Below are 25,835 nucleotides of genomic sequence, written 5' to 3'. Positions count from 1 at the left end.
GTGATCATTCCGGGGGAGGATTTCCGCCTTCACCTGTCGATCGGTTCCGGTCCCGAAGTGGTCCCAAGTCACCTTGACGGGGGATGCGCGCCACGGCGCAAGCCACCGGCGTGCGGCGGTCCGGGGAGCGCTCCCAGGAGGCATTGCGCGGGGTTCTCCGGAGCCCCGTCCGACCTGGGCAGAGGTGCCGCCGCCGGGCCAGGGCTGCCGCCGAACGGGTCAATCCTCATAAGGTGTGCAGTATTGGAGATGGGCGGACGGTCGAGGAGGACCTGCGGTGAGCGAGAAGACCCCGAAGCTGCGTGCTGCGCTGGACGGCGTCCCCACCTACAAGCCGGGCCGGCCGGCGGCGGCCGGCGGCCCCGTCACGTACAAGCTGTCCTCCAACGAGAACCCCTATCCGCCGCTGCCGGGCGTACTGGAGAGCGCGGTGACCGCTGCCGGGTCCTTCAACCGCTACCCGGACATGGCGTGCACGGGCCTGATGGCGGAGCTGGCCGACCGGTTCGCGGTGCCGGTGGAGCATCTGGCGACCGGCACCGGCTCGGTCGGGGTGGCGCAGCAGCTGGTCCAGGCGACGGCCGGGCCCGGCGATGAAGTGATCTACGCCTGGCGGTCCTTCGAGGCGTACCCGATCATCACCCAGGTCTCCGGTGCCACATCGGTGCAGGTCCCGCTGACCTCCGGCGAGGTGCACGACCTGGACGCGATGCTGGCCGCGATCACCGAGCGGACCCGGCTGATCTTCGTCTGCAACCCCAACAACCCCACCGGCACCGTCGTGCGCCGTGCCGAGCTGGAGTCCTTCCTGGACCGGGTGCCGGGCGATGTGCTGGTGGTGCTGGACGAGGCGTATCGCGAGTTCATCCGGGACGCCGAGGTGCCGGACGGAATCGATCTTTACCGCGACCGTCCCAATGTGTGTGTGCTGCGGACCTTCTCCAAGGCGTACGGCCTGGCGGGGCTGCGGATCGGTTTCGCGGTGGCCCATGAGCCGGTGGCGGCCGCGCTGCGCAAGACGGCGGTGCCGTTCGGGGTCAGCCAGCTCGCGCAGGAGGCGGCGGTGGCCTCGCTGCGCAGCGAGGCGGCGCTGCTGGAGCGGGTCGATGCGCTGGTGGCCGAGCGGGCGCGGGTGGTCGACGGGCTGCTAGGGCAGGGCTGGACGGTCCCGGAATCGCAGGCCAACTTCGTCTGGCTGCGGCTGGGGGAGCGTACGGCCGACTTCGCCGCGGCCTGTGAGCGGGCCGGGGTGGTCGTGCGGCCGTTCCCCGGTGAGGGGGTGCGGGTGACGATCGGTGAGAGCCCGGCGATGGATCTGTTCCTGCAGGCCACGGAGGAGTTCCGGAAGGCGCTGTAAGCGTTCGCAAGGGCGCAGTTCCGGGGCCGTGGGTCTGCCTACCCGCGGCCCCGGCCCATTTCTGCGGGTACGTGACCGCAGTCACGTACCCCCCAGGGATTGGCCGAAAAGCGGTAGGAGATAATTGCTTGTGAATGTGAACGCGTTCACAAGCCTGTCCATTATGCGTCGTTTATACGGCGCATATGGGGCATTGCCGTAGTGCAACACGGCGACGTAAGGAGCACGACATGGAACTGGCGATGGCGCCAGAGACTCTGGCGCGATGGCAGTTCGGCATCACGACCGTCTACCACTTCCTGTTCGTCCCCCTGACGATCTCCCTCGCCGCTCTGGTGGCTGGACTAGAGACCGCATGGGTACGCACGGGTAAGGAGAAGTACCTCAAGGCCACCAAGTTCTGGGGCAAGCTGTTTCTGATCAATATCGCGATGGGTGTCGTCACCGGCATCGTCCAGGAGTTCCAGTTCGGCATGAACTGGTCCGACTACTCGCGGTTCGTCGGCGACGTCTTCGGTGCCCCGCTGGCCCTTGAGGCGCTCATCGCGTTCTTCTTCGAATCCACCTTCATCGGCCTGTGGATCTTCGGCTGGGACAAGCTGCCGAAGAAGATCCACTGCTTCTGCATGTGGATGGTCTCGATCGGCACGCTGCTCTCGTCGTACTTCATCCTGGCGGCGAACTCCTGGATGCAGCACCCGGTCGGCTACAAGTACAACGCCGCCAACGGGCGCGCCGAACTGACCGACTTCTGGAAGGTGATGACCCAGGACACCACCCTGGTCGTCGTCTTCCACACGCTGACCGCGGCCTTCCTGACCGGTGCCGCGTTCATGGTCGGTATCGCCGCCTTCCATCTGATGCGCAAGAAGCACATCAAGGTCATGCGGACGTCGCTGCGGCTCGGGCTGATCACGATGGTCATCGCCGGCATCCTCACCGCGGTGAGCGGAGATTCGCTCGGCAAGGTCATGTTCAAGCAGCAGCCGATGAAGATGGCCGCCGCCGAGGCGCTCTGGGAAACCGAAGCGCCGGCGCCGTTCTCGGTCTTCGCCTACGGGGATGTCGACAAGGGCCACAACAAGGTCGCCATCGAGGTTCCCGGTCTGCTCTCCTTCCTCGCCCACAACGACTTCAGCTCGCCGGTCCCCGGCATCAACGACGTCAACCGGTCCGAGCAGCAGAAGTTCGGGCCCGGTGACTACCGGCCCAACATCCCGGTCGCCTACTGGGGCTTCCGCTGGATGATCGGCTTCGGGATGTCGTCGTTCGCCATCGGACTCGCCGGGCTGTGGCTCACCCGTAAGAAGTTGTGGCTGGCTCCGGGGCTGCGTACGGGGGACGAGGAACCACCTCGGCTCGTGCTCACCAAGAACAAGGAGCTCGGTGCCCGCCTGAGCAAGTGGTACTGGTCGCTCGCCTTCGTCACCCTCGGCTTCCCGCTCCTCGCGAACTCCTGGGGCTGGATATTCACCGAGATGGGCCGCCAGCCCTGGGCCGTCTACGGCGTGCTGCGCACCTCGGACGCGGTGTCCCCGGGCGTCTCGCAGGGCGAGGTACTCACCTCGATGATCGTCTTCACCACGCTGTACGCGATCCTCGCCGTGGTCGAGGTCAAGCTGCTGGTGAAGTACGTCAAGGCCGGCCCCCCGGAGCTCAGTGACTCCGACCTCAACCCGCCCACCAAGATCGGCGGCGACAGCACGGACGCCGACCGGCCGATGGCCTTCTCGTACTAGGAGGCGACTGTGCAACTCCACGATGTCTGGTTCGTCCTTATCGCCTTTCTCTGGACCGGGTACTTCTTCCTCGAAGGATTCGACTTCGGAATCGGCGTCCTCACCAAGCTCCTCGCCCGTGACCGGCAGGAGAAGCGGGTACTGATCAACACCATCGGGCCGGTCTGGGACGGCAACGAGGTCTGGCTGATCAGTGCGGCCGGGGCGACCTTCGCCGCCTTCCCCGAGTGGTACGCCACCCTCTTCTCCGGCTTCTATCTGCCGCTGCTGCTGATCCTGGTCTGTCTGATCCTGCGCGGTGTCGCCTTCGAGTACCGCGTCAAGCGGAGCGAGGAGCGCTGGCAGCGGAACTGGGAGCACACGATCTTCTGGACCTCGCTGCTGCCCGCGGTGCTCTGGGGCATCGTGTTCGGCAACCTCGTGCACGGAGTCAAGATCGATGCCCACAAGGAGTATGTGGGGACCGTTCTCGATCTGCTGAACCCGTACGCGATCCTGGGTGGCCTGGTCACGCTGACGCTGTTCACCTTCCACGGCGCGGTGTTCGCCTCGCTCAAGACGGTGGGTGACATCCGGGAGCGGGCGCGCAGGACGGCGGCCGTCCTCGGTCCGGTCGCCGCGGTGACGGTGCTCGGCTTCCTCGGCTGGACCCAGGCCGACAAGGGCGATGGCACCAGCCTGGTCGCGATGATCGTGGCGGTGGTCGCGCTGATCGCGGCGCTCGGGGCCAACCGGCTCGGGCGCGAGGGCTGGGCGTTCGCCTTCTCCGGTGTCACCGTCATGGCCGCGGTCGTGATGCTGTTCCTGACGCTCTTCCCGAACGTCATGCCGTCCACGCTGAACGAGAGTTGGAACCTCACGGTCAGCAATGCCGCGTCCAGCCCCTACACCCTGAAGATCATGACGTGGGGCGCCGGCTTCGCCACCCCGCTCGTGATGCTCTACCAGGGGTGGACATACTGGGTGTTCCGCAAGCGCATCGGCACACAACACCTGGCCGAGGCCCACTAGTTGAGCCGACTCCCCTCGGGGCGGCTTCAGCAGGAGGACTGTTTCACGTGAAACCCGTCGACCCGCGTCTGCTCCGCTACGCTCGCGCCACCCGCGGTTTTCTGATCGCGGTGGTGGTGCTCGGGCTTGCCGGAGCGGGCCTGGTCGTCGGCCAGGCGATGCTGATCGCCGAGGTCGTGGTCGGGGCGTTCCAGCACGAGCTCAACGTCGGCGCCCTGACCACACCGCTGGCGCTGCTCGCCGCGGTCTCCGTGGGACGTGGCTTGGTCTCCTGGCTCACCGAGCTGGCCGCACACCGCGCCGGTGCGGCGGCCAAGTCCGAGCTGCGGATGCGGCTGGTGGAGCGGGCGGCGCGGCTGGGGCCCGGCGCGGTGATCGGCCGCACGGACGGCGAGGCGCAGGTCCCGGAGGCGTACGGCGCGGAGGCGGCTGAGGCGGGCGCGGCCGGGGCGGGCGACGCTTCCGGCGCGGGCACCCTGGAGATGCGCACCGGCGAACTCACCGCCCTCGCCACCCGGGGCATCGACGCCCTGGACGACTACTTCGCCCGCTATCTGCCGCAGGTGGGGCTGGCGGTCGTCGTTCCCCTCGCCGTGCTGGCCCGGATCGTCACCGGCGACTGGCTCTCGGCGCTCACGATCGTCCTCACCCTTCCGCTGATCCCGCTGTTCATGATCCTGATCGGCTGGGCCACCCAGGCGCGGATGGACCGCCAGTGGCGGCTGCTCGCCCGGCTGTCGGGCCACTTCCTCGATGTCGTCGAGGGCCTGCCCACCCTGAAGGTCTTCGGCCGGGCCAAGGCCCAGGCCGCCGCCATCCGGTCCATCACTGGGGAGTACCGCCGGGCGACGCTGCGCACCCTGCGGATCGCCTTTCTCTCCTCCTTCGCGCTCGAACTCCTCGCCACCATCTCCGTCGCACTGGTCGCGGTCGGTATCGGAATGCGGCTGGTGCACGGTGAACTCGACCTCTACACCGGCCTGATGGTGCTGGTGCTGGCACCCGAGGCGTATCTGCCGCTGCGGCAGGTCGGTGCGCAGTACCACGCCGCGGCCGAGGGGCTCTCGGCCGCGGAGGAGATCTTCGCCGTCCTGGAGACCCCGCTGCGCACGCCCGGCACCGACCCCGCGCCCCAGGGCACCGCGCTGGCCGTCGAGGACCTGGTGGTCCGCCACCCGGGACGGTCCACCGACTCGCTCCCCGCGACCTCGTTCGAGGTCCGGCCCGGCGAGACCGTCGCGCTGGTCGGGCCCTCCGGCGCCGGAAAGTCCACCCTGCTGAGCGTGCTGCTCGGCTTCACCGAACCGTCCGAGGGCCGGGCGCTGGCCGACGGCCGCGATATCGCGTCCCTCTCCCCCGAAAGCTGGCGGCAGCGGATCGCCTGGGTGCCGCAGCACCCGCATCTGTTCGCCGGCACCATCGCCGAGAACGTCCGGCTGGCGCGGCCGGACGCGGACGACGCCGCGGTGCGCTCCGCCCTGGGGGACGCGGGCGCGCTGGACTTCGTCGACGCGCTCCCGGACGGTATGGCGACCCGGCTCGGCGAGTCCGGTGCCGGGCTCTCCGCCGGCCAGCGTCAGCGCCTCGCGCTCGCCCGTGCCTTCCTCGCCGACCGCCCGATCCTGCTCCTGGACGAGCCCACCGCGAACCTGGACGGCGCCACCGAGGAGGCGATCGTGTCCGCCGTCCGCCGGCTCGCGGTCGGCCGTACCGTCCTGCTCGTCGTCCACCGTCCGGCGCTGCTGGCGGCGGCGGACCGGGTGGTGCGGCTGCCGGACCCGCCGGGGCCGCCGACCGGGGCCGTGCCGGGTGCGGTGCGGCGGGCCGGGGCGGACGCGTCGGCGGCGGTGCGACCGGAGTCGTCCGAGGACTCGGTTCCCGGGAACGACGGATCCGCCGGGGCCTTGTGTGCGGACCCCGAGCCCGGTACCGCCCGCGGTGCGGCGCTCACCCGGCTGCGGCGGCTGGCCCGTGTCCACCGGGCGCGGTTCGCGCTGGCGCTGCTGCTCGGGAGCCTCGCGCTGGGCAGCGCGGTGGGCCTGATGGCGACTTCCGGCTGGCTGATCTCGCGCGCGGCGCAGCAGCCGCCGGTGCTGTATCTGATGGTGGCGGTGACCGCGACCAGGGCGTTCGGCATCGGGCGCGCGGTCTTCCGGTACGCCGAGCGGCTGGTCGCGCACGACGCGGTGTTCCGGATGCTCGCCGAGGTACGCGTCACCGTCTTCCAGCGACTGGAGCGGCTGGCACCGGCCGGGCTCCGGGAGCGCAGCCGTGGCGATCTGCTGTCGCGGCTGGTGGCCGATGTCGACGCGGTGCAGGACTACTTTCTGCGCTGGCTGCTGCCCGTCGGTGCGGCGCTGCTGGTCGGCGCCGGTGCGGTCGGCTTCACCGGCTGGCTGTTGCCGGAGGCGGGCGCGATCCTCGCCGGTGGGCTGCTGCTCACGGGGGTGGGGGTGCCGGTGCTCTCCGGTGCGCTGGCCCGCCGTGCGGAGCGCCGGCTGGCACCGGCCCGCGGACGGCTCGCCACCCGGGTCGTCGATGTGCTCACCGGTACCGCCGAGTTGACGGTGGCCGGAGCCCTGGGGGCCCGTACGGAATCGGTGCGGAGCGCGGACCGGGACCTGACCCGGATCGCCTCCCGCTCGGCCGCCGTGGCCGGGATCGGCGCCGGGCTGTCGGCGCTGCTGTGCGGGCTGACGGTCGCGGCATCGGCGGTGGCCGGGGTTCAGGCCGTGCAGGCGGGCCGGCTGTCGGGGGTGGCGCTGGCGGTCGTCGTGCTGACTCCGCTGGCCGCGTTCGAGGCGGTGGCGGGGCTGCCGCTCGCCGTGCAGTACCGGCGACGCACCCGGCACGCCGCCGAGCGGATCTTCGAGGTGCTGGACGCTCCGGCCCCGGTCTCCGAGCCCGCCGCCCCGGCCGCCGCTCCCGAGACGCCGTTCCCGCTGGCCGTACGCGAGCTGACCGCGCGCCACCCGGGCCAGGACCGGCCGGCCCTGGACGGCGTCGGCTTCACGCTGACGGCCGGGCACCGGCTCGCCGTCGTGGGCGCGTCGGGCTCCGGGAAGACCACGCTGGCGCAGGTGCTGCTGCGCTTCCTGGACGAGGAGTCGGGCAGCTACACGCTGGGCGGTACGGCCGCCCGGGAGATGGCCGGTGACGCGGTGCGGCGGCTGGTGGGGCTGTGTGCGCAGGACGCGCACCTCTTCGACAGCTCGCTGCGGGAGAACCTCCGGCTCGCCCGCCCCGACCGGCGGGGCGTCGCGGACGACCAGGATCTCTGGGACGCGCTCGGCCGGGCACGGCTCGCGGACTGGGTGCAAGGGCTGCCCGCCGGACTGGACACCATGATCGGGGAGCGCGGCGCTCGGCTGTCCGGTGGCCAGCGGCAGCGGCTGGCCCTGGCCCGTGTGCTGCTCGCGGACTTCCCGGTGCTCGTCCTGGACGAGCCCGCCGAGCATCTGGATCTGGCCACCGCCGACGCGCTGACCGCCGATCTGCTGACCGCGACCGAGGGCCGTACGACGGTCCTGATCACCCACCGGCTCACCGGCCTCGACGCGGTCGACGAGGTGCTGGTCCTGGACAGCGGCCGGGCCGTGCAGCGCGGCACATACGCGGAGCTGGCCGCGGCCGACGGCCCGTTCCGGCGGATGCTGGAGCGCGAGCGGGCGGTGGACGCGGCATACGGCGAGGCCCAGCCGGTGGGGTAGCACGGAGCCTGCCGGTGACCGTCCCGCAAAACTGGACTTTCCCCGGAAAACAGCCCTTATTAGGCTCATGGCATGGCAGCCACCGCAGGACCACCACCCTCAGACCCCGGGGACCTCGGGAGCGGTGGCCCGGGGCCGGCCCGCGACCCCATGGACGCCGCCACCGAGGCGACCCGCAGCCTGCGGGGCCTGTCGTCCGAGCTGACCGCCCGGGTGCCGCAGCTGCTGGAAGCGATGCGCACGGTCGGTGCGGGGCTGGAACTGCACGTCACGCTCGACCGGATCGTGGAGACCGCCGCCGAGCTCGCCGACGCCCGCTATGCCGCGATCGGGATCATCGACGAGGCCCGCGAGGGGCTGTCGGACTTCGTGACGTACGGCGTGACCCCGCGGCAGCACGAGCGGATCGGCGCGCTGCCCGACGGCCACAAAGGGCTCCTGGGTGCGCTCATCCACGATCCCAAGCCGCTGCGCCTCGACGACCTCACGCAGGACGCCCGCTCGGCCGGTTTCCCGCCGGGGCATCCGCCGATGCGGACGTTCCTGGGGGTGCCGATCCGGGTCCAGGGCGACATCTTCGGCAACCTCTATCTGACCGAGAAGCGCGACGGCGGGGTGTTCAGCGAGGAGGATCTGCACATGGTGCGGGTGCTGGCCACCGAGGCCGGTATCGCGATCGGCAACGCCCGGCTGCATGCGGCGACCCGGCAGCGGGAGCGGTGGATCGACGGCTCCGTGGCGGTGACCACCGAACTCCTCGCCGGCAGTGATGTGGACGATGCGCTCGCGGTGGTGGCCGAACAGGCCCGGAAGCTGGCGGACTCGGCGGCCGGCATCGTGCTGCTGCCCGACGAGGCGGGCGGTCTGGAGATCGTCGCTGTGTCGGCGGACGAGCCCGCCGGGATCATGGGGACGCAGATTCCGAACGACAGCCCGGTGGTGGAACAACTCCTCGCCGGGGAGCCGGTGTTCGTGGACGATTCAGCCACCGATCCGCGCATGGTCACCGATGTCGCGCAGCGCTTCGGCCCCAGCATGATGCTGCCGCTCAAGAGCGGCGGCCGGGTGCTGGGCACCCTCTCGACACCGCGGGCCCGGGGCGCCCGCCCGTTCACCGCCGCGGAGCGGACGCTGGCCACCCAGTTCGCGGCACAGGCCGCGCTGGCGCTGGTGCTGGCCGACGCCCAGCGCGACCGCGAGCGGCTCGCCGTCTACGAGGACCGCGACCGGATCGCCCGTGACCTGCACGATCTCGTCATCCAACGGCTGTTCGCGACGGGCATGATCCTGGAGAGCGCACAGCGCAGGACCATCGTGCCGGAGGTGGCCCACGGCGTCGGCAAGGCCGTCGACGAGCTGGATGTGACCATCCAGGAGATCCGCACCGCGATCTTCGCCCTCCAACAGGGCCCGGCCGAGGCGCCGTCCGGGCTGCGGACCCGGGTCCTGCGCGAGATCGGCACCGCCGCCGTACCGCTCGGCTTCCAGCCGTCGGCCGGTTTCATCGGCGCGGTGGACTCCCGGGTCGGCGAGCTGACCGGCAAGAACCTGATCGCCGCGCTGCGGGAGGCGCTGTCGAACGCCTTCCGGCACTCCCAGGCATCCAGGATCGAGGTCGTCGTCGACGCCACGATCCGGCTCCCGGACGGTACCGACGGCGTCCGTCTTACCGTCGCCGACGACGGCATCGGCATCCCGGACAGCGGCCGCCGCAGCGGCCTCAAGAACCTCGCCAACCGGGCCGAATCGCTGGGCGGCTCCAGCACGTACGGCCCGGGGCTGGGCGACGGCGGTACGGGCACCACGGTGCGGTGGGAGGCGCCGTTGTGAGAGGGCACGGGGCGGGGGCGACGGGACGCGGGCCGTTTCCGAAGGAGCCCCAGGAGGGCCCTTAGAGGTAACCGTCCTGCAAGATCCGCTCGATGACCGCCGCGACACCGTCGTCGTTGTTGGACGCCGTACGGCGCGTCGTGGCGGCCAGTACCTCCGGGTGCGCGTTGGCCATGGCGTACGAGGTGCCGGCCCAGGACAGCATCGCTATGTCGTTGGGCATGTCCCCGAAGGCGACGACCTCCTCCGGCGCGATACCGCGCTCCGCACAGCAGCGGGCGAGGGTGCCGGCCTTGCTCACGCCGGGTCCGCTGATCTCCAGGAGGGCGGTGGGGCTGGACCGGGTGAAGGTCGCGAGATCGCCGGCCGCCGTACGGGCCAGGGCCAGGAAGGCGTCGGGGTCCAGCTCGGGGTGGTGCGCGAGCAGCTTGATCACGGGCTGGTCGGGGAAGGCGGGGCGGTCGGTGCCGCCGTCCGGGCCGTCCGGCTCGGTGTCCTCCGGGCCCAGCGGCGGGACGAAGTCGTCGGCGAGCAGCTTCTCCGCCGGTGCGACGACCGCGGCCGGGTCGAGGAGCAGGGGCGGGTACTGCGGCTCGTAGTGGATGCCGCCGGTGCGCTCGACCGCGAATGAGGTACCGGGCGCGGCGCTCCGCAGCGCGTCCACGACCTGCCGGGCGGCGGTCCGCTCCAGGGGGCTGACCTCGACGATCCGGCCGCCGCGGTGCAGGTCCACGACGGCCGCCCCGTTGGCGCAGATCGCCAGGCCGTGACCGTGCACATGGTCACTGACCACGCCCATCCAGCGCGCCGGGCGTCCGGTGACGAAGAACACCTCAAGACCGGCCCGCTCCGCGGCGGCGAGCGCGGCGATCGTGCGGTCGGAGACCGTCTTGTCGTCGTGCAGCAGTGTGCCGTCGAGATCGGTGGCGATGAGCCGGGGCACAACGGCCGTTTCGGGCGCCCGGGACGGTGGGGCGGAGGCATCAGTCACGGGGCCATCTTCCCGTACCGCCGTGCACAGGCGTGCGGTGGGTTGCGCGCATGAGCCCGCGTGCCGCCGGGCCGAGGGCGTAGGAGCAGGTGGGCGGACCTCCCGGAGGACCGAGGGGAATCATCCGGTCCATAGGACGGCCGTAGGCTCGGAGCATGCGACTGAGCACCCTGATACTCCCCGTCCGCCGCTGGTCCGAAGGCGGGCGGGAGGTGTGGCAGCGCGCCGAGGAGCTGGGCTTCCACGCTGCGTACACCTACGACCACCTCTCGTGGCGGAGCTTCCGTGACCAGACCTGGTTCGGCGCCGTACCGACGCTGACCGCGGCGGCGGGTGTGACCTCCCGGATGCGGCTCGGCACCCTCGTCACCTCACCGAACTTCCGGCACCCGGTCACCCTCGCCAAGGAACTGATCTCGCTCGACGACATCAGCGACGGCCGGATCACCCTCGGCATCGGTGCCGGCGGCAATGGCTTCGACGCCACCGCCCTTGGGCAGGAGCCCTGGGCGCCGCGCGAACGGGCCGACCACTTCGCCGAGTTCGTCTCGCTGCTGGACCGGCTGCTGAGCGAGGACGTCGTCTCCTATGAGGGCGCCCACTACTCCGCGCACGAGGTGCGCAACATTCCCGGATGTGTGCAGCGGCCGCGGCTGCCGTTCGCGGTGGCGGCCACCGGCCCGCGCGGGTTGGAGCTGGCCGCCCGGTACGGCCAGGCATGGGTGACGACCGGTGATCCCAAGGTGTCCAACGGGGGCGGCACACCGGCCGAGTCGCTTGCGGCGATCCGCGGCCAGTGCGAGCGGCTGGGGAAGGCCTGCGCCAACCAGGGCCGCGAGGTCGCCGAACTGCAGAAGATCATGCTGACCGGCTTCACCCCGGACCGTCCGCTGGACTCCGTGGACGCTTTTGTCGACTTCGCCGGCCACCACGCCGAGCTGGGCATCGATGAACTGGTCCTCCACTGGCCGATCGCCGATTCGCTCTTCGAGGCCGATCTCGCGGTCTTCGAGCGGATCGCGACGGAGGGGATGGCGCAACTGGCTGCCCGGTAGACGAGGGCCGTCCCGGCGCTCCCTAAGGGGCAGGTGGGCCCCGCGGCTTCCGTGGGGCCCACTGCCTCCGTATGGCCCTCCGCTCCCGTACGCCGACCCGCCCGACCATCCCCTGGCCTGGGCTTTACCCCGCATATAGCCCAGAAGAGGGAGAATCGGGACAGTGGCGCAGTGGGCGGCACGCGGCGCGCGGTGGAAAGACGGCGCGCGGGCGGGTCGGCGCACTGCGCGAAGTGCGGCGTTTGTGGAGGAGCCATGGCACAGACCCGATTCGCCCCGGACCGCGGGCTGACCTCGCGCATGGTCACGACGATGTTCCTCATCGGGTTGCTGTACGTCGTGGTCGTCGGCGTGCTGGTGGTGCTGCTCAAGGGCGCCTGGGTGGTGGTGCTGGTGATCGCCGGTGCCCTGTTCGTCGCGCAGTTCTGGTTCAGCGACCGGATCGCGGCATTCAGCATGGGCGCGCGCGAGGTCACCCCGGAGCAGGCGCCCGAACTGCACGGCGCCGTCGACCGGCTGTGTGCGCTGGCCGATATGCCCAAGCCGAGGGTCGCGATCGCCGAGTCGGATGTGCCGAACGCCTTCGCCACCGGACGCGGTCAGAAGAACTCGCTGGTCTGCGCCACTACGGGGCTGCTCCGTCGGCTGGAGCCGGCGGAGCTGGAGGGGGTGCTGGCCCACGAGCTCTCGCATGTCGCGCACCGCGATGTGGCCGTGATGACCATCGCCTCGTTCCTCGGTGTATTGGCCGGGATCATCACCCGGGCCGCCCTGTGGAGCGGTATCGGCCGCGACAGCCGGGACCAGAACACGGCCATCGCCGTGCTCATCGTGACCGCCGTCAGCGCCGTCATCTACACGCTCAGCTTCCTGCTGACCCGGCTGCTGTCCCGTTACCGCGAGCTGGCCGCCGACCGGGCCGCCGCCCTGCTGACCGGCCGGCCGTCGGCACTGGCCGCCGCGCTGACCAAGGTCACCGGCCAGATGGCGCGGATCCCGACCGAAGATCTGCGCAAGGCCCAGCCGTTCAACGCCTTCTACTTCGCCCCCGCGTTCAACAAGGAGAGCTTCAGCAGGCTGCTCTCCTCGCACCCGACGCTGGAACAGCGGCTGGAGCAGCTGGCCCGGATCTCGACGGAGCTGGGGCGGGCGTGAGGCACGGTGCGCAGGGGATCCCGCTGGTGACCGGTCGGCCGTGACGAGCAAGGAGTAAGCAGCACATGGGTTTTCTGGACGCCATCCTCGGCCGCAGCAAGCCGGTCCGCCCCGACCTCGACCAGCTCTTCGCGCTGCCGTCCGCGGCGGTGACCCTGGAGGCCGCGGCCGGTTTCGTGCCCACCGGAGTGGGGTCGGTGTGCTTCGCGAGCGTCGAGGGCGGGGCGTTCTCCCGTATTCAGGAGGAGGCACGGTCCCTGCTGGACGGCACCGTGGAGTTCACCCGGGATGCGTACGGCTATACCTGGCTGCTCGTACGGCATCCGCCGGAGGACGTGGCGGGCCTGGTCAACGACCTGCATGCGGTCAACACGTCCCTGGAGGAGGCAGGTTTTGGCCCCCAGCTGCTGTGTTCGCTGGTCGGCTTCCGTGACGAACAGCAGCGGTCGCTGGCGCTCGTCTACCTCTACAAGCGGGGCACGTTCTACCCCTTCGCACCGGAACGGGACGGCGGCGAGAAGCGCGACAACCCGCTCGAACTGCAGGTGCGGGCGATGCTCGCGGACGATCTGACGATCGAGAAGGATCTGACGCGGTGGTTCCCGGTGTGGGGCGCGCCGGGGCTCTGAGCCGGGGCGAACGGCCCGGTGGCGGTGTCGAGCAGTCCGGTCGGTCAGGCCGGTCCGGCAGGTGGAGCTTGGGACATGGGGCCTGGGGCTGACAGCCGGCCGGTGCCGCACTCCCCTGCGCCCGGCCGGGCCGCCGCGTCCTGCTCCTCCTGCTCCTCCTCCTGCTCCTCCTACTTCTCCTCCTGCTTCTCCTGCTCTGTGCGCTCCTTGTGCCGCTCGCGGGCGAGTTCGCTGGCCTTTCGCGCCTTCGCGCTGGTCACCTCGTCGGCTGCCCAACGGGCCCATTCCTCCTGGGTCGCCGACATCCGCAGGCCGTACTCCAGCGCGATCCGCCCATAGACCGAAATCATTTCCTCGTCCCAGTCGGCGGTCTCGTCGAGGTCTTCGAGCGTGGTGCGGTAACGGGCGGCGCGCTCGGCCTGATGCAGCAGGAAGGTCTGTGCTTCGAGCGGTGTGACGATGCCGAGGAAGAAGACGCGCAGCAGGCCGTCATGGCGCTGGGGGCCGCTGGGATCGACGTCGGTCAGCCAGTGGCGCAGCTCCGCCAGGCCGTCCCCCGTGATCGCGTACTCCTTGCGGCCGCGGGGGCCGTGGGCGGCGACCTCGACCAGGCCGGCGGTCGTGAGCTTGGTGAGTTCGCCGTAGACCTGGCTCTGGGTGGCCGGCCAGACGTTGGCGAGCGAGGCGTTGAACATCTTCATCAGGTCGTAGCCGCTCGCGGGGGACTCGGCCAGCAGGCCCAGCACGGCATGTCTCAAGCTCATGACCTGCACTTTACCTTCCACTGTTGACATGTCAAAGGTGGAGCTTCTATGTTCGACATGTCGAAGTTGGAATGTGAGTGAGCGCGGGCGAGCGAGCGACGGTCGCGAGCGAAGAGTCCGAAGAGGGGGAGTCATGAACTATCTGCGGGGCTTCATCCCGTGGCTGGTCTTTGCGGGGGTGTCCTCGGCCGGCTGGCAGTGGGGTGCGCTCGCCGGTCTGGCGGCGGCCGTCGCGCTGCTGATCGCCGACCGCGCCGCGGGCCTCTCGCTCGATCTGCGCCTGCTGGAGTACGGCACGATCGTGTTCTTCGCGGCTCTCGGTGCGCTGGCCTTCGCCCGCCCCGACAGTGGTCTCAGGATGTACGGCAGCGCCCTGTCGATGGGCTGGCTGGCGCTGGTCGCCTGGGTGTCCATCGCGGTGCGGCGGCCCTTCACGATGGGGATAGCGCGGCGGATGGCGCCGCCGGAGGTCTGGCACACCCCGCTGTTCCGCCGCATCAACGTCGTGCTCACGGCCGCGTGGGCGCTGTCCTTCACCCTCACCGCGCTCGCCCAGACAGTTGTCTCCGCCTACGGGTGGCCCGTGGCCTTCTCGATCATCCTTCAGCTCGCCGGATTCATCCTTCCCGCCCGCTTCACCGCCGCCTATCCGGAGCGGGCCCGTGCCCGCTTCATGGAGACCTCCGGCGCGCGGGCCGACATCCAAGGAGGCCTGGCCTCATGACCGTCACACCCCCGACCACCGCATCCGAATCCCACGCCCCCGCACCGCACATGGCCGGCAACTTCGCCCCGGTGACGGACGAGCTGACCGCCTACGACCTGCCGGTCACGGGCACGATCCCACCCGAACTCAACGGCTGGTTCCTGCGCAACGGCCCCAACCCGCGGGATGCCGCCACTCCCCACTGGTTCTTCGGCGACGGCATGGTTCACGGCCTGCGCCTGGAGGGCGGCCGTGCCGTCTCCTACCGCAACCGCTGGGTCCGCACCGCCTCCTTCACCGACGGCGCGCGTCCGGTGGACGAGCGGGGCCACCGCAATCTGGCCGCAGGCGTGGCCAACACCCATATCGTCCGGCACGCCGGACGCACCCTCGCCCTGGTCGAGTCGTCGTTCCCCTATGAGATCGACTGCCGCCCCGGCCATGAGCTGGAGACCATCGGCGCCCATGACTTCGGCGGCCGGCTCACCACCGCCATGACGGCCCACCCCAAGACCTGCCCCAGCACGGGCGAACTGCATTTCTTCGGATACGGCGGTCCCACTCCGCCCTATCTGACCTACCACCGTGCCGACGCCGCAGGGGAGTTGGTGATCAGCCGCCCCATCGACGTCCCGGGGCACACGATGATGCATGACTTCCATCTGACCGCCGGCCATGTGATCTTCATGGACCTCCCGGTCGTCTTCGACCGCAGCCGCCCCGGTATGCCGTATCGCTGGAACCCGGATTACGGCGCCCGGCTCGGTGTGCTGCGCCGCGACGATCCCTATGGCGAGGTCCGCTGGCTGCCCATCGACCCCTGCTATGTCTTCCACGCCCTGAACGCTCACGACGACGGTGACCAGCGGATCGTTCTCCATGTCTCCCGCTATGCCGACTTCGACGACAGCACCCCGGGCCACCTCTGGCGCTGGACGATCGACCTGGTGACGGGCACGGTCGCCGAGGAGCAACTCGACGACCAGGACTGTGAGTTCCCCAGGGTGGATGACCGCCTCGCCGGGCAGCCGGCCCGCTTCGGCCATGCCACGGTCGGCGAGCTACCGGGCACCGGCCCGATACCCGGCGCCCTGCTCCGCTACGACCTGCGGACCGGTGTGGCCGTCCGGCATGACTTCGGCCCGGGGCGCACTCCGGGCGAGGCGGTCTTCGCCCCGGCGGACGACCGGCCGGGAGGTCCGGGCTGGCTGATCACCTATGTCTACGACGCCTCCACCGACACCAGCGATCTCGTCGTACTCAACTCGGAGGACATATCCGCCGACCCGGTCGCCACGGTGCATCTCCCACAGCGTGTGCCTTACGGATTCCATGGCAACTGGCTGCCGGATCCGGTGCGTTGATGCGGGGTGCTGGTGGGGTGCTTCACGGGGGCGAGGGCGCGACAGGGGGTCGCGGACTGCCTGATCCTTGATAACTGAAGAGTGCGTGGGGGTGGGGCTGGGGCGGGCTCTGCCTGGAAGGGCCGGGCCGGCACGGGCTGGTACGGGCCGGTGGCCGGGCTTGCGCCGCAGACCGGGCGGGCGGTGTCGGAGTCAGTACCTGCGGTCCCGGGTGCCGAGACCGTCGGCGCGACTGCTACCGCCCGCCACCAGGGCGTCCATCGTGCGGGCCTGTACCTCCCGGCGTGCGGCGGCGGCGATAAAGGCGGCCGTGTTGTCCGCGCCGACCAGCTCCCGCACGGCCTGCACTGCCTCGGCGGGGAGCAGTACCGACTCCGGGAGAGCCGCCGGGGTGGCCGCGGTACGGGGGTCCGCGACCGGCCCGGGGGCGGGCACCGGGGCAGGGGACAGGTGGGAAGCGGGCCGAGGCTTGGTGACGCTTCCGGTTGCCGCCCCGGCCTCCGCGACGCTTCCAGTCGCTGCCCCGGCCTCCGCGACGCTTCCGGTGGGTCTCCGTGCCTCTGACGGCAGTGGCTCGCTGAGGTGGTGGCGCAGCGAGCGGGTGGCCAGGGTGCGCATGGCGCGGGCGAGTTCGGCGTCGATGGTCTGCTGGGCCAGGGGGCGGAGCCGGCGTATGAGGGCGGCGGCCTCCGCGGCCTCGGCCTCGGTGGGCGGGTGATCCAGGAACTGCTGGAAGACATGCGCGGTGGTGAAGTCCACGAAGCGGGCGGCGATGTGCTCGACCTGATCGCGCACCTCCCGCAGATGTCCGTAGATCGCTGTCAGGGGGACACCGGCGGAGTGCAGTTCGGTGGCGACGGCGAGTTCCTGCGGGCTGGGGACGAGGAACTCGTCGTCCCGGCCCGGGATCCGTTCCAGGACGCCCAGTTCGACGGCCTCGGAGAGCACTGTCTCATCGGGGCTGCCACCAAAGGCGGCGTCCAGGTCCGTGCGACTGATGCGGGATGCCTCCTCATCGGTCCACGGCCCGTCGATCTCGGCGACCAGGCCCAGGACCCCGCCGAGGTCGCGGCCCGCGTCCCAGGCGGCAAGGAGGTCCTTGATGCTGGCGAGGGTGTAGCCGCGGTCCAGTAGATCGGCGATCTGGCGCAGCCGGGCCAGATGGGCATCGCCGTAGACATTGGCCCGGCCGCGGCGCTCCGGGCGGGGGAGCAGTCCACGGTCCTGATAGGCGCGGATCGTGCGCACCGTGGCGCCGCTGAGGTGAGCCAGATCCTCGATGCGGTACTCGGTGGTGCGGCGCTCGGCGGCGCGGGACTCGGTGGTGCGGGACTCGGCCGTTGGCGGCTGCTCGTTCACTGCGGTGCTCCTTACGAGATTGCCGCGCGCCACGAGACGGCCGGGTGGCCCACCGCACCCGCCCCGGCCCGGTGCGGCCGGGGCAGACGCCGAGCAGACGACGGCCGCGCGCGGCGACCCTTCCTGCGGGGGATGGTACGGCCGCCCTGGCTACCGCGAGTTCGCTGCATCCAAGCCTCCCCTCCCTCCCCTCTCTCCCCTCCCTCCCCTCTCTCCCCTCCTTCCCCCGCCCCCTACAGCCGTGGCTCGAAGCGGGCGAGGGCGCGGAGGGCGCGTGGGGCGAAGCGGGACAGGAGGTGGGCGGCGCGGGCTTCGGGGGTGACCGGTACCACCGCCTGGTTGCGGGCCACCGCACGCAGGATGGCGTCGGCGACCTTCTCCGGCGGGTAGTTGCGCAGCCGGTACATCCGCGCGGCTTTGGTCTGGCGGCGCTTCTCCTCGTCCGCCGAGACGCCGGTGAAGCGGGCGGTGGCGGTGATACCGGTGTTGACCAGCCCGGGGCAGACGGCCGAGACGCCGATGCCCTGACCAGCCAGTTCGGCGCGCAGACACTCGCTGAGCATCAGGACGGCCGCCTTGGACGCGCTGTATGCGGGCAGCACCTTCGACGGCTGGAAGGCCGCGGCCGAGGCGATGTTGACGATATGGCCGCCCTGGCCGCGGTCCGCCATCCGCTTGCCGAAGATCCGGCAGCCGTGGATGACGCCCCACAGGTTGACGTCCAGGACCTTCTTCCAGTCCTCGGTGCCGGTCTGGAGAAAGGAGCCGGACAGGCCGATGCCGGCGTTGTTCACCAGCACATCGACGGTGCCGTACTCCGCATGGACCGTGTCGGCCAGCTTCTCCATCGCCGTCTCGTCCGCGACATCGACGACCTCCGCCCAGGCCTGTGGTGCGCCGATCAGCCGGGACATATCGGCGGTCCGTGCCGCGCCCTCGGCGTCCCGGTCGACCACGATGATCCGCGCACCGGCCTCCGCGAAGGCGAACGCCGTCGCCCGGCCGATGCCGCCGGCCGCGCCGGTCACCAGCACCAGCTGCCCGCCGAACCGGTCGGCGTATGCCCCGGACGCCACGACCTGCCGCGCCGGATCGCCCTCCTCCTTGGCGGTGATGAACTCGCCGATCCAGGAGACGAGTTGGTCGGGGCGGGTACGTGGCACCCAGTGCTTGGCCGGGAGGGTGCGGCGTACCAGCTGCGGCGCCCACTGCTCCAGGTCGTCGTACAGCCGTGGTGAGAGGAAGGCGTCGCCGGTGGGGGTGATGAGCTGGACCGGGCAGTGCGCATAGGCGTCGGTGCGCGGGCGGCGGAGCCGGGGGAGCACATTGTCGCGGTAGAGCCAGGCGCCATGGGCCGCGTCGGTCGGCAGCGAAGCGGTCGGGTAGGCACCACCCGGCAGCTTCTCCACCCGCTGCAGGAGCTTCGGCCAGCGCTTGCCCAGCGGTCCCTGCCACGCCAGCTCGGGCAGCACGGGGGTGTGCAGCAGGTAGATGTACCAGGACTTGGCGCTCTGGTTGAGGAGCTGAGCGGCGCGCCGGGGGGTGGGGCGTGCCGTCCGCTTCTTGATCCAGTGGCCGAAGTGGTCCAGGGACGGGCCCGACATGGAGGTGAAGGAGGCGATCCGGCCCTCCGTACGCCGCACCGTGGCGAACTCCCAGCCCTGCACCGAGCCCCAGTCATGACCGACCAGATGGACCGGGCGGTCGGGGCTGATGGCGTCGGCGACGGCCAGGAAGTCGTCCGTCAGCTTCTCCAGGGTGAAGCCGCCCCGCAGTGGTTGCGGGGCGGTGGACCGGCCGCAGCCCCGGACGTCGTACAGCACCACATGGAACCGGTCGGCCAGACCGCGGGCGACCTCGGACCACACCTCCTTGCTGTCCGGGTAGCCGTGCACCAGCAGCACCGTGGGCTGTGCCGGATCGCCCAGCTCGGCAACGCACAGCTCGACGTCACCGGACCGCACCCGGCGCTCCCGAGCCCCGTCGAGCCCCGCAACGGCCCCGGCCTCAGCCCCGGATCCGCCCCCGGCCCCGGATCCGCCCCCGGCCCCGGCTCCGGTCTCAGCCGCAGCCCCGGACCCGGCGCCGGAGCCCGCCCCGGCCCCAGCCCACTGCCCCCGACCCGAACCCCGTCCGTTTCCCATCCCGCGTCCGCTCCCCATCACCCATCCCCATCCACGTCCCCGTCCCGCTCCACGTCCCGAGTTCATGCGGCTCATGCGGCCCTCTCCTCCTGCCGGCGCCGCACATGCGGCAGATCGTCGTCCAGCCAAAAAGCGCTTTCCTGCGGGTCCTTGGAGTCGGTGACGACCAAGATCTCCTCGAACTTCGCGCCCGTGCCCCGGAAGCCGAGGTGGGGTTCGACCGCCCACAGTCCCGGCCGCGGTGGGTGGTCGGAGAAGCTGTACGGGCTCCACAGCGGGGACCAGCCGTCGCGGTGGCCGTGCAGTGCGTCGGAGGCCAGGCCCCTGAGGGCCTGGGTGCCGAACCCGAAGAGAGTGGGGGACCAGCGGCGCCGCCGGACCCGGTCGATCTTGTGCGCGATGACGCCGAAGGGGTAGGCGCGGTGGCGGTTGGCATAGCCCTGCCGCACCATCAGCCGGTCGACGTCCTCGTAGATCTCCCGCAGCGGGCGCCGTTCGCGCACCTCGCGCAGGATCAGATCGCGGTGCGCTTCGAGGCCGGCGAGCAGCCGGTCCTGCACGGGGTTGAGGCCGAGGCAGCCGGAGTAGCCGATATCGGCCGTGTAGCCGTTGTGTACGGGGGCCATGTCGAGGATGAAGGCCATCCCCGGCTCCAGCTCACGGTGGGTGGGGAAGAACTGCGGCGGCACCCGGAAGTTGACGAAGGCGGTGCGGTCGCCGAACCAGGCGAAGGGCAGATGGAACCAGTCCCGCACACCGCGCTCGCGCAGCCACTCGCGCTGCATCCGCGCCGCCGCCCGCTCGGTCACCCCGGGCTTGAGCTGGGCGGCCACCGCCTCCGCGCAGTCATAGGCGAGCCGCTGGACCTCTCTGAACCCCCTTAGCCCGGCGGTGAGTTCGCCGGCTCCCGGTGAGGTCGCTGAGGTGACTGAGGCCATCGCCAACCGTCCGTCCGTGAGACGTCCATCGCGGTACGTGCCCGTAACTTGACACCGATGAATGTGACAATGGTCAGCGGTTGCGTCAAGAGGCCCGCACCCGCACCGCCACCCTTACCCCGGGCGCGCTCCCAGCATGAGACCCCTACGGGCACGTAATACCCGAGGGGGATGCGCATCCCATCGTTTGGGTTGACGACCGGTATGGCGGAGGCCACTACCGTCGATGACGTGACTGTGATCGTGACCGAAAGCCTGAGCAAGCGGTACCCGCGGGTGACCGCCTTGGACCGGCTCTCCGTTGACATCGCCCCCGGCGTAACGGGCCTGGTGGGTGCCAACGGTGCCGGAAAGTCCACCCTGATCAAGATCCTTCTCGGGCTGGCCCCGGCGACCGAGGGGACCGCGCATGTCCTCGGCCTGGACGTGACCACGGACGGCGCCGCCATCCGTGAGCGGGTCGGCTATATGCCCGAGCACGACTGTCTGCCGCCGGACGTCTCGGCCACCGAGTTCGTGGTGCACATGGCCCGGATGTCGGGGCTGCCGCCGACCGCCGCCCGCGAGCGCACCGCTGACACCCTGCGCCATGTCGGCCTCTACGAGGAGCGCTACCGCCCCATCGGCGGCTACTCGACCGGTATGAAGCAGCGGGTGAAGCTGGCCCAGGCGCTGGTCCATGACCCGCAGCTGGTGTTCCTCGACGAGCCCACCAACGGCCTCGACCCGGCCGGGCGGGACGAGATGCTCGGCCTGATCCGGCGCGTCCACAGCGACTTCGGGATCTCCGTCCTGGTGACCTCCCACCTCCTCGGTGAACTGGAGCGCACCTGTGACCATGTCGTCGTCATCGACGGCGGCACACTGCTGCGGTCCTCCTCCACCGATGAGTTCACGCAGGTCACGACCTCGCTGGCGGTGGAGGTCACGGACACCGACGCGCATCCCGACGGCACCGAGGCGCTGCGTGCGGCACTGGCCGCGGCCGGGGCCGCGGTGACCACCCGCGCCGCCGGTTCCGAGGGCCTCGCCGCCTCCGGCCACCTCCTGTATGTCGAGGCGGCCGGCGAGGCGACGTACGACCTGGTGCGGGACACCGTCGCCGGGCTCGGCCTCGGCCTGGTCCGGATGGAACAGCGCCGCCACCAGATCGCCGAGGTCTTCAGCGACGCGGACGCGGCGCAGGCCGCCCCCGCCACCGCAGGCGCCCCGGGCGCCCCGTATGCCACCCAGGACGGAGGCGCCCACGATGTCGCCTGAGCCCATGACGTCCGCGCAGCCGGCGTCCCCCTCCGGCGCGCCGGGCGACGCCTATATCCACAACATCGGCTACCGCCACTACGACGGCCCCCGGCTGGGCCGCGCCTACGCCCGCCGGTCGCTCTTCTCGCAGAGCCTGCGCGGCTCCTACGGCCTGGGCCGTTCGGCCAAGAGCAAGGTGCTGCCGGCGCTGCTCCTCGTCGCGATGTGCCTGCCCGCCGCGATCATGGTGGCGGTGGCGGTGGTCACCAAGGCCGGCGCCCTCCCGGTCGGCTACTCCCGCTACGCCGTCTACCTCCAGGCCGTCATCGGCCTCTATCTGGCCGCCCAGGCGCCGCAGTCGGTCTCCCGCGATCTGCGGTTCAAGTCCATCCCGCTGTATTTCTCCCGGCCCATCGAGCGGGTCGACTACGTGGCCTCGAAGTTCGCGGCCATGGCCGCGGCTCTGTTCATCCTCACCGGTATACCGCTGCTGATCCTCTACGCCGGGGCGCTGCTGGCGAAGTTGGACTTCCTGGACCAGACCAAGGGCCTGGCGCAGGGACTGGTCGCCGTGGCGCTGCTCTCGCTGCTGTTCGCCGGGATCGGGCTGGTCGTCTCCGCGGCCACCCCGCGCCGCGGCTTCGGTGTCGCCGCCGTGATCGCCGTCCTCACCATTCCGTACGGCGCGGTCAGCGCGGTCCAGAACATCGCCTTCGTCCAGGGCAATGAGTCCGCCGTCGGCTGGCTGGGGCTGTTCTCCCCCATCACGCTGATCGACGGGGTGCAGTCGACCTTCCTCGGCGGCAGCAGCTCCTTCCCCAACAAGCTGGCCCCGACCACCGGCGCCGGTTTCGTCTACCTCCTCGTGACGCTGGCCGTCATCGTCGGCTGCTACGCCCTCCTGATGCGCCGCTACCGAAAGGCCGGCCTGTGACTTCCCACCCGTCACCCACCACCGCCCTTCCCAGGGATGGGCTGCGCCCCTGCGCCTTCTGTCTGTCGCCCGCCACCACCCTCCGAAGGAATGGGCCGCGCCCATGACGACTCTGCACATCGACCATGTCTCCCGCTGGTTCGGCAATGTCGTTGCCGTCAACGACATCACCATGACCATCGGCCCCGGCGTGACCGGCCTGCTCGGCCCCAATGGCGCCGGCAAGTCCACCCTCATCAACATGATGGGCGGCTTCCTCGCGCCCTCCAACGGGTCCGTCACCCTCGACGGGACGACGATCTGGCGCAACGCCGGCATCTACCGCCACATCGGCATCGTCCCGGAGCGCGAGGCGATGTACGACTTCCTCACCGGGCGCGAATTCGTGCTCGCCAACGCCGAGTTGCACGGCCTGGGCCGGGCGGAGGCGACCAGGGCGCTGGCCACCGTCGAGATGGAGTACGCCCAGCACCGCAAGATCTCGACGTACAGCAAGGGCATGCGGCAGCGGGTGAAGATGGCGTCCGCGCTGGTCCACGACCCGTCGGTGCTGCTGCTGGACGAGCCGTTCAACGGGATGGACCCCCGCCAGCGGATGCAGCTGATGGAGCTGCTGCGGCGGATGGGCGACGAGGGCCGTACGGTCCTGTTCTCCTCGCACATCCTCGAAGAGGTCGAGCAACTCGCCGCGCACATCGAGGTGGTGGTGGCGGGACGGCATGCCGCGTCCGGCGACTTCCGCAAGATCCGCCGGCTGATGACGGACCGCCCGCACCGCTATCTGGTCCGGTCCGACAACGACCGGGCGCTGGCCGGTGCGCTGATCGCCGACCCCTCGACGGCCGGTATCGAGGTGGATTTCACCGAGGGCGCGCTGCGCATCCAGGCGGTCGACTTCGGCCGCTTCACCGAACTCCTGCCGCGGGTCGCCCGCGACCACGGCATCCGCCTTCTGACGGTCTCGCCCTCCGACGAGTCGCTGGAATCCGTCTTCTCCTACCTCGTAGCGGCCTGAGGCCTGAAAGGAGCCCTGACGCATGTCCACGACCACTCCGGCGGCCCGGACCGCGCCCTCCGGCGCACCCAAGTTCTCGCTGTTCCACCCGACCGTCGCCCGGCTCACCTACCGCGCCCTGCTCGGCCGGCGGCGGGCCCTGATCCTCTTCGCGCTGCCCGCCCTGCTGGTCGTGCTCGCGGTGGCCGTCCGCACGCTGACCGGCGCCGACGACGCCACCGCCGGCGGCATCCTGGGCGGTTTCGCGCTGGGCACGATGGTGCCGCTGATCGGCGTCATCGCCGGTACGGGCGCGATCGGCCCGGAGATCGACGACGGCTCGGTCGTCTACCTCCTTGCCAAGCCGGTGCCGCGGCCGACGATCATCCTCACCAAACTCCTGGTCGCGATAGGCGTCACGGTCACCTTCTCCGCCCTCCCCGTCCTGCTCGCCGGCTTCCTCCTCAACGGCAACAGCCAGCAGATGGCCGTGGGATACGCGGTGGCGGCGGCCGTCGCCTCGGTCGCCTACAGCGCCCTCTTCCTGCTCTTCGGCACGGTCACCCGGCATGCCGTCGTCTTCGGCCTGGTCTACGCCCTGATCTGGGAGGCGTTCGTGGGGACGCTCATCCCGGGCGCGAAGACCCTCAGCATCCAGCAGTGGGCACTGGCGATAGGCCAGAAGGCGGCCGCGGAGGGTGCGCTCACCTCCGATGTCCAACTGCCGCTTGCCCTCTGCCTGTTGGTGGGGCTGACGGGTGCCGCCACCTGGTATGCCGCCCGTCGACTGAAGGCGCACACCCTGTCGGGCGAGGAGTAGAAACGTCCGGGCGGCGGGGCAGCGGGGGCCGCACGGCCGCCCCGCGCCCACCGGGCCAGGGCGCGCCGGCCCCTCGGACAGGCCCCCCTACGCCCCGCCCCCGCCACTCTTCCCGCCGCTCCCGGTGCTGCGCTGCCGCTCGTTGAACTCCCGTACGTTACGCAGATGCTCCTGGTAGTCGCCGGTGAAGCGGGTGTCGCCCGGTGTGACGGTGACGAAGTAGAGCCAGTCACCGGCGGGCGGCGCCCCGGCCGCCTTCAGCGCCTCCGCACCGGGATTGTCGATCGGCGTCGGCGGCAGACCCTGGTAGCGGTAGGTGTTGTACGGGTTCTTGGTCCTGGTGTCGGCGTGGCTGGTGCGGAGCGTGCTGCGGCCCAGCGCGTAGTTGATCGTCGAGTCCATCTGCAGCGGCATATGGTGCGCCAGCCGGTTGTCGATGACCCGGGCGACCTTGCCCATATCGGCCGGCCGGTCCGCCTCGGCCTGCACGATGCTGGCGATGACGACCGTCCGGTAGGAGGTGCTGCCGTCGGCGGCGAGCCGCTCTTCGGCGGTTTTGACCATGTACGAGAGCAGCGACGCCGGGGTGGTGTCCGAGTTGACCGGATAGGTTGCCGGGAAGAGATAGCCCTCCGGATTGCCCTTCGCCTTGGCCGGCAGCGGGAGATGCGCGCGCTTGGCGGCCTTCGCGGTGGACCCGGCGGGCAGGTGCAGGGCCTTGTCGGCGGCGGCGTAGATCTGGGTGGCCCGCTGCCCTTCCGGGACGGTCAGCGTCTGCTCGGGCTGCCACCCGCGCAGCAAGCGCGGCAGCAGCAGGACGGCCAGCACGACGAGGACGACCAGGACGACCAGCAGGGCAACAAGAAGGAGCCGGCCGGTGCGGGAGAACCGCGGCCCTGGCCGGCGAACGGTGTGCGGAACATCGCTCATGCGGAGCACGGTAGGCGAGCCCGCCGGGACGCGGGGGCGGCCGCCGCCGGATCGTTGCCGACCGCGAAGATCCTTCACCAGCTCGCCATGCGCCCGCCACCTGCGGGGTTGGGGGCGGCCCGGGGATACGGGCAGCGCCCCGGTCGCTCCGCTCGGCCGCCAC

Annotated in this window: 20 protein-coding genes; 14 read left to right on the top strand and 6 right to left on the bottom strand. The window is 70.9% G+C overall.

Going from position 1 to position 25,835, the window contains the following annotated elements; all coding sequences use genetic code 11:
- The first annotated feature begins 277 nt into the window (after positions 1–277).
- The 5 genes from hisC (at position 278) to STRTU_RS17200 (ending at position 9,647) form a co-directional block, all read left to right on the top strand.
- Positions 278–1,357, top strand: coding sequence for a histidinol-phosphate transaminase (gene hisC, locus STRTU_RS17220; protein ID WP_159744342.1), 1,080 nt, complete (start codon positions 278–280; stop codon positions 1,355–1,357).
- Between the two features lie 230 nt (positions 1,358–1,587).
- Positions 1,588–3,096, top strand: coding sequence for a cytochrome ubiquinol oxidase subunit I (locus tag STRTU_RS17215; RefSeq protein ID WP_159744340.1), 1,509 nt, complete (start codon positions 1,588–1,590; stop codon positions 3,094–3,096).
- A gap of 9 nt (positions 3,097–3,105) precedes the next feature.
- Positions 3,106–4,107, top strand: coding sequence for a cytochrome d ubiquinol oxidase subunit II (gene cydB / locus STRTU_RS17210; RefSeq protein ID WP_159744338.1), 1,002 nt, complete (start codon positions 3,106–3,108; stop codon positions 4,105–4,107).
- Positions 4,108–4,154: 47 nt separating this feature from the next.
- Positions 4,155–7,817, top strand: coding sequence for a thiol reductant ABC exporter subunit CydD (gene cydD / locus STRTU_RS17205; RefSeq protein WP_159744337.1), 3,663 nt, complete (start codon positions 4,155–4,157; stop codon positions 7,815–7,817).
- A gap of 150 nt (positions 7,818–7,967) precedes the next feature.
- Positions 7,968–9,647 carry a GAF domain-containing sensor histidine kinase gene (locus tag STRTU_RS17200; RefSeq protein WP_159747019.1) on the top strand — a complete coding sequence of 560 codons (1,680 nt, stop codon included), beginning with the start codon at positions 7,968–7,970 and terminating at the stop codon, positions 9,645–9,647.
- Between the two features lie 61 nt (positions 9,648–9,708).
- Here the strand turns inward: STRTU_RS17200 and STRTU_RS17195 are convergent, their stop codons facing one another.
- Complete coding sequence (locus STRTU_RS17195) at positions 9,709–10,638, bottom strand: Cof-type HAD-IIB family hydrolase (protein WP_159744335.1); 930 nt, start codon at positions 10,636–10,638, stop codon at positions 9,709–9,711.
- Positions 10,639–10,793: 155 nt separating this feature from the next.
- On the opposite strand from STRTU_RS17195, the gene STRTU_RS17190 reads away from it, so the two are divergent.
- From STRTU_RS17190 to pspAB, 3 genes are all read left to right on the top strand, one after another.
- Positions 10,794–11,693 (top strand): LLM class flavin-dependent oxidoreductase, encoded by a 900-nt coding sequence (locus STRTU_RS17190; RefSeq protein ID WP_159744333.1) that lies wholly within the window; start codon positions 10,794–10,796, stop codon positions 11,691–11,693.
- Between the two features lie 255 nt (positions 11,694–11,948).
- Positions 11,949–12,848, top strand: a complete 900-nt coding sequence (gene htpX, locus STRTU_RS17185; protein ID WP_159744331.1) for a zinc metalloprotease HtpX — start codon at positions 11,949–11,951, stop codon at positions 12,846–12,848.
- A 65-nt stretch (positions 12,849–12,913) separates the two neighbouring features.
- Complete coding sequence (gene pspAB, locus STRTU_RS17180) at positions 12,914–13,477, top strand: PspA-associated protein PspAB (protein WP_159744329.1); 564 nt, start codon at positions 12,914–12,916, stop codon at positions 13,475–13,477.
- 170 nt (positions 13,478–13,647) lie between these two features.
- On the opposite strand, the gene STRTU_RS17175 is transcribed toward pspAB, so the two are convergent.
- A complete protein-coding gene (locus STRTU_RS17175; protein WP_159744327.1) occupies positions 13,648–14,241 on the bottom strand; it encodes a PadR family transcriptional regulator in 594 nt (197 codons plus the stop codon).
- A gap of 133 nt (positions 14,242–14,374) precedes the next feature.
- On the opposite strand from STRTU_RS17175, the gene STRTU_RS17170 reads away from it, so the two are divergent.
- Both STRTU_RS17170 and STRTU_RS17165 read left to right on the top strand, forming a co-directional pair.
- Entirely contained in the window at positions 14,375–14,965 is a 591-nt protein-coding gene (locus tag STRTU_RS17170) for a DUF3159 domain-containing protein (RefSeq protein ID WP_159744325.1), read from the top strand.
- The gene (locus tag STRTU_RS17165) at positions 14,962–16,311 is read left to right on the top strand and encodes a carotenoid oxygenase family protein (RefSeq protein ID WP_159744323.1); all 1,350 of its coding nucleotides are present in this window, start codon (positions 14,962–14,964) and stop codon (positions 16,309–16,311) included. The genes STRTU_RS17170 and STRTU_RS17165 overlap by 4 nt, the downstream gene beginning before the upstream one ends.
- A gap of 192 nt (positions 16,312–16,503) precedes the next feature.
- Here STRTU_RS17165 and STRTU_RS17160 read toward each other — a convergent pair whose 3' ends face one another.
- The 3 genes from STRTU_RS17160 to STRTU_RS17150 all read right to left on the bottom strand — a co-directional run bounded on the left by STRTU_RS17160 (position 16,504) and on the right by STRTU_RS17150 (position 20,752).
- Complete coding sequence (locus STRTU_RS17160; protein WP_159744321.1) at positions 16,504–17,670, bottom strand: MerR family transcriptional regulator; 1,167 nt, start codon at positions 17,668–17,670, stop codon at positions 16,504–16,506.
- A 233-nt stretch (positions 17,671–17,903) separates the two neighbouring features.
- Positions 17,904–19,634 carry an SDR family oxidoreductase gene (locus tag STRTU_RS17155; RefSeq protein ID WP_159744319.1) on the bottom strand — a complete coding sequence of 577 codons (1,731 nt, stop codon included), beginning with the start codon at positions 19,632–19,634 and terminating at the stop codon, positions 17,904–17,906.
- A 251-nt stretch (positions 19,635–19,885) separates the two neighbouring features.
- Positions 19,886–20,752: a M24 family metallopeptidase gene (locus STRTU_RS17150; protein ID WP_159744316.1), complete on the bottom strand. Its 867-nt coding sequence runs from the start codon at positions 20,750–20,752 to the stop codon at positions 19,886–19,888.
- Between the two features lie 204 nt (positions 20,753–20,956).
- Here STRTU_RS17150 and STRTU_RS17145 point away from each other — a divergent pair, with 204 nt between their 5' ends.
- The 4 genes from STRTU_RS17145 to STRTU_RS17130 all read left to right on the top strand — a co-directional run bounded on the left by STRTU_RS17145 (position 20,957) and on the right by STRTU_RS17130 (position 24,742).
- The gene (locus STRTU_RS17145) at positions 20,957–22,012 is read left to right on the top strand and encodes an ABC transporter ATP-binding protein (RefSeq protein ID WP_159744314.1); all 1,056 of its coding nucleotides are present in this window, start codon (positions 20,957–20,959) and stop codon (positions 22,010–22,012) included.
- 4 nt (positions 22,013–22,016) lie between these two features.
- Positions 22,017–22,928 carry an ABC transporter permease subunit gene (locus tag STRTU_RS17140; RefSeq protein ID WP_159744312.1) on the top strand — a complete coding sequence of 304 codons (912 nt, stop codon included), beginning with the start codon at positions 22,017–22,019 and terminating at the stop codon, positions 22,926–22,928.
- A gap of 103 nt (positions 22,929–23,031) precedes the next feature.
- Entirely contained in the window at positions 23,032–23,943 is a 912-nt protein-coding gene (locus tag STRTU_RS17135) for an ABC transporter ATP-binding protein (protein ID WP_159744310.1), read from the top strand.
- Between the two features lie 79 nt (positions 23,944–24,022).
- Positions 24,023–24,742, top strand: a complete 720-nt coding sequence (locus tag STRTU_RS17130; protein WP_167539249.1) for an ABC transporter permease subunit — start codon at positions 24,023–24,025, stop codon at positions 24,740–24,742.
- 87 nt (positions 24,743–24,829) lie between these two features.
- Here STRTU_RS17130 and mltG read toward each other — a convergent pair whose 3' ends face one another.
- Entirely contained in the window at positions 24,830–25,672 is an 843-nt protein-coding gene (gene mltG, locus STRTU_RS17125) for an endolytic transglycosylase MltG (RefSeq protein ID WP_159744306.1), read from the bottom strand.
- Positions 25,673–25,835 lie beyond the last annotated feature (163 nt).

Source organism: Streptomyces tubercidicus (assembly GCF_027497495.1).
Taxonomy (GTDB): Bacteria; Actinomycetota; Actinomycetes; order Streptomycetales; family Streptomycetaceae; genus Streptomyces; species Streptomyces tubercidicus.
Note: the sequence above shows the minus strand (reverse complement) of the source record. Positions and strands in the feature narration are given on the sequence as shown.

Bases quoted from the DNA above. Each gene is read 5' to 3' on its own strand.
- STRTU_RS17215 (WP_159744340.1), top strand. From the start codon at position 1,588: ATGGAACTGGCGATGGCGCCAGAGACTCTGGCGCGATGGCAGTTCGGC.
- STRTU_RS17200 (WP_159747019.1), top strand. From the start codon at position 7,968: ATGGACGCCGCCACCGAGGCGACCCGCAGCCTGCGGGGCCTGTCGTCC.
- STRTU_RS17190 (WP_159744333.1), top strand. From the start codon at position 10,794: ATGCGACTGAGCACCCTGATACTCCCCGTCCGCCGCTGGTCCGAAGGC.
- htpX (WP_159744331.1), top strand. From the start codon at position 11,949: ATGGCACAGACCCGATTCGCCCCGGACCGCGGGCTGACCTCGCGCATG.
- pspAB (WP_159744329.1), top strand. From the start codon at position 12,914: ATGGGTTTTCTGGACGCCATCCTCGGCCGCAGCAAGCCGGTCCGCCCC.
- STRTU_RS17175 (WP_159744327.1), bottom strand. From the start codon at position 14,241: ATGAGCTTGAGACATGCCGTGCTGGGCCTGCTGGCCGAGTCCCCCGCG.
- STRTU_RS17170 (WP_159744325.1), top strand. From the start codon at position 14,375: ATGAACTATCTGCGGGGCTTCATCCCGTGGCTGGTCTTTGCGGGGGTG.
- STRTU_RS17165 (WP_159744323.1), top strand. From the start codon at position 14,962: ATGACCGTCACACCCCCGACCACCGCATCCGAATCCCACGCCCCCGCA.
- STRTU_RS17150 (WP_159744316.1), bottom strand. From the start codon at position 20,752: ATGGCCTCAGTCACCTCAGCGACCTCACCGGGAGCCGGCGAACTCACC.
- STRTU_RS17145 (WP_159744314.1), top strand. From the start codon at position 20,957: ATGGCGGAGGCCACTACCGTCGATGACGTGACTGTGATCGTGACCGAA.
- STRTU_RS17140 (WP_159744312.1), top strand. From the start codon at position 22,017: ATGACGTCCGCGCAGCCGGCGTCCCCCTCCGGCGCGCCGGGCGACGCC.
- STRTU_RS17135 (WP_159744310.1), top strand. From the start codon at position 23,032: ATGACGACTCTGCACATCGACCATGTCTCCCGCTGGTTCGGCAATGTC.
- mltG (WP_159744306.1), bottom strand. From the start codon at position 25,672: ATGAGCGATGTTCCGCACACCGTTCGCCGGCCAGGGCCGCGGTTCTCC.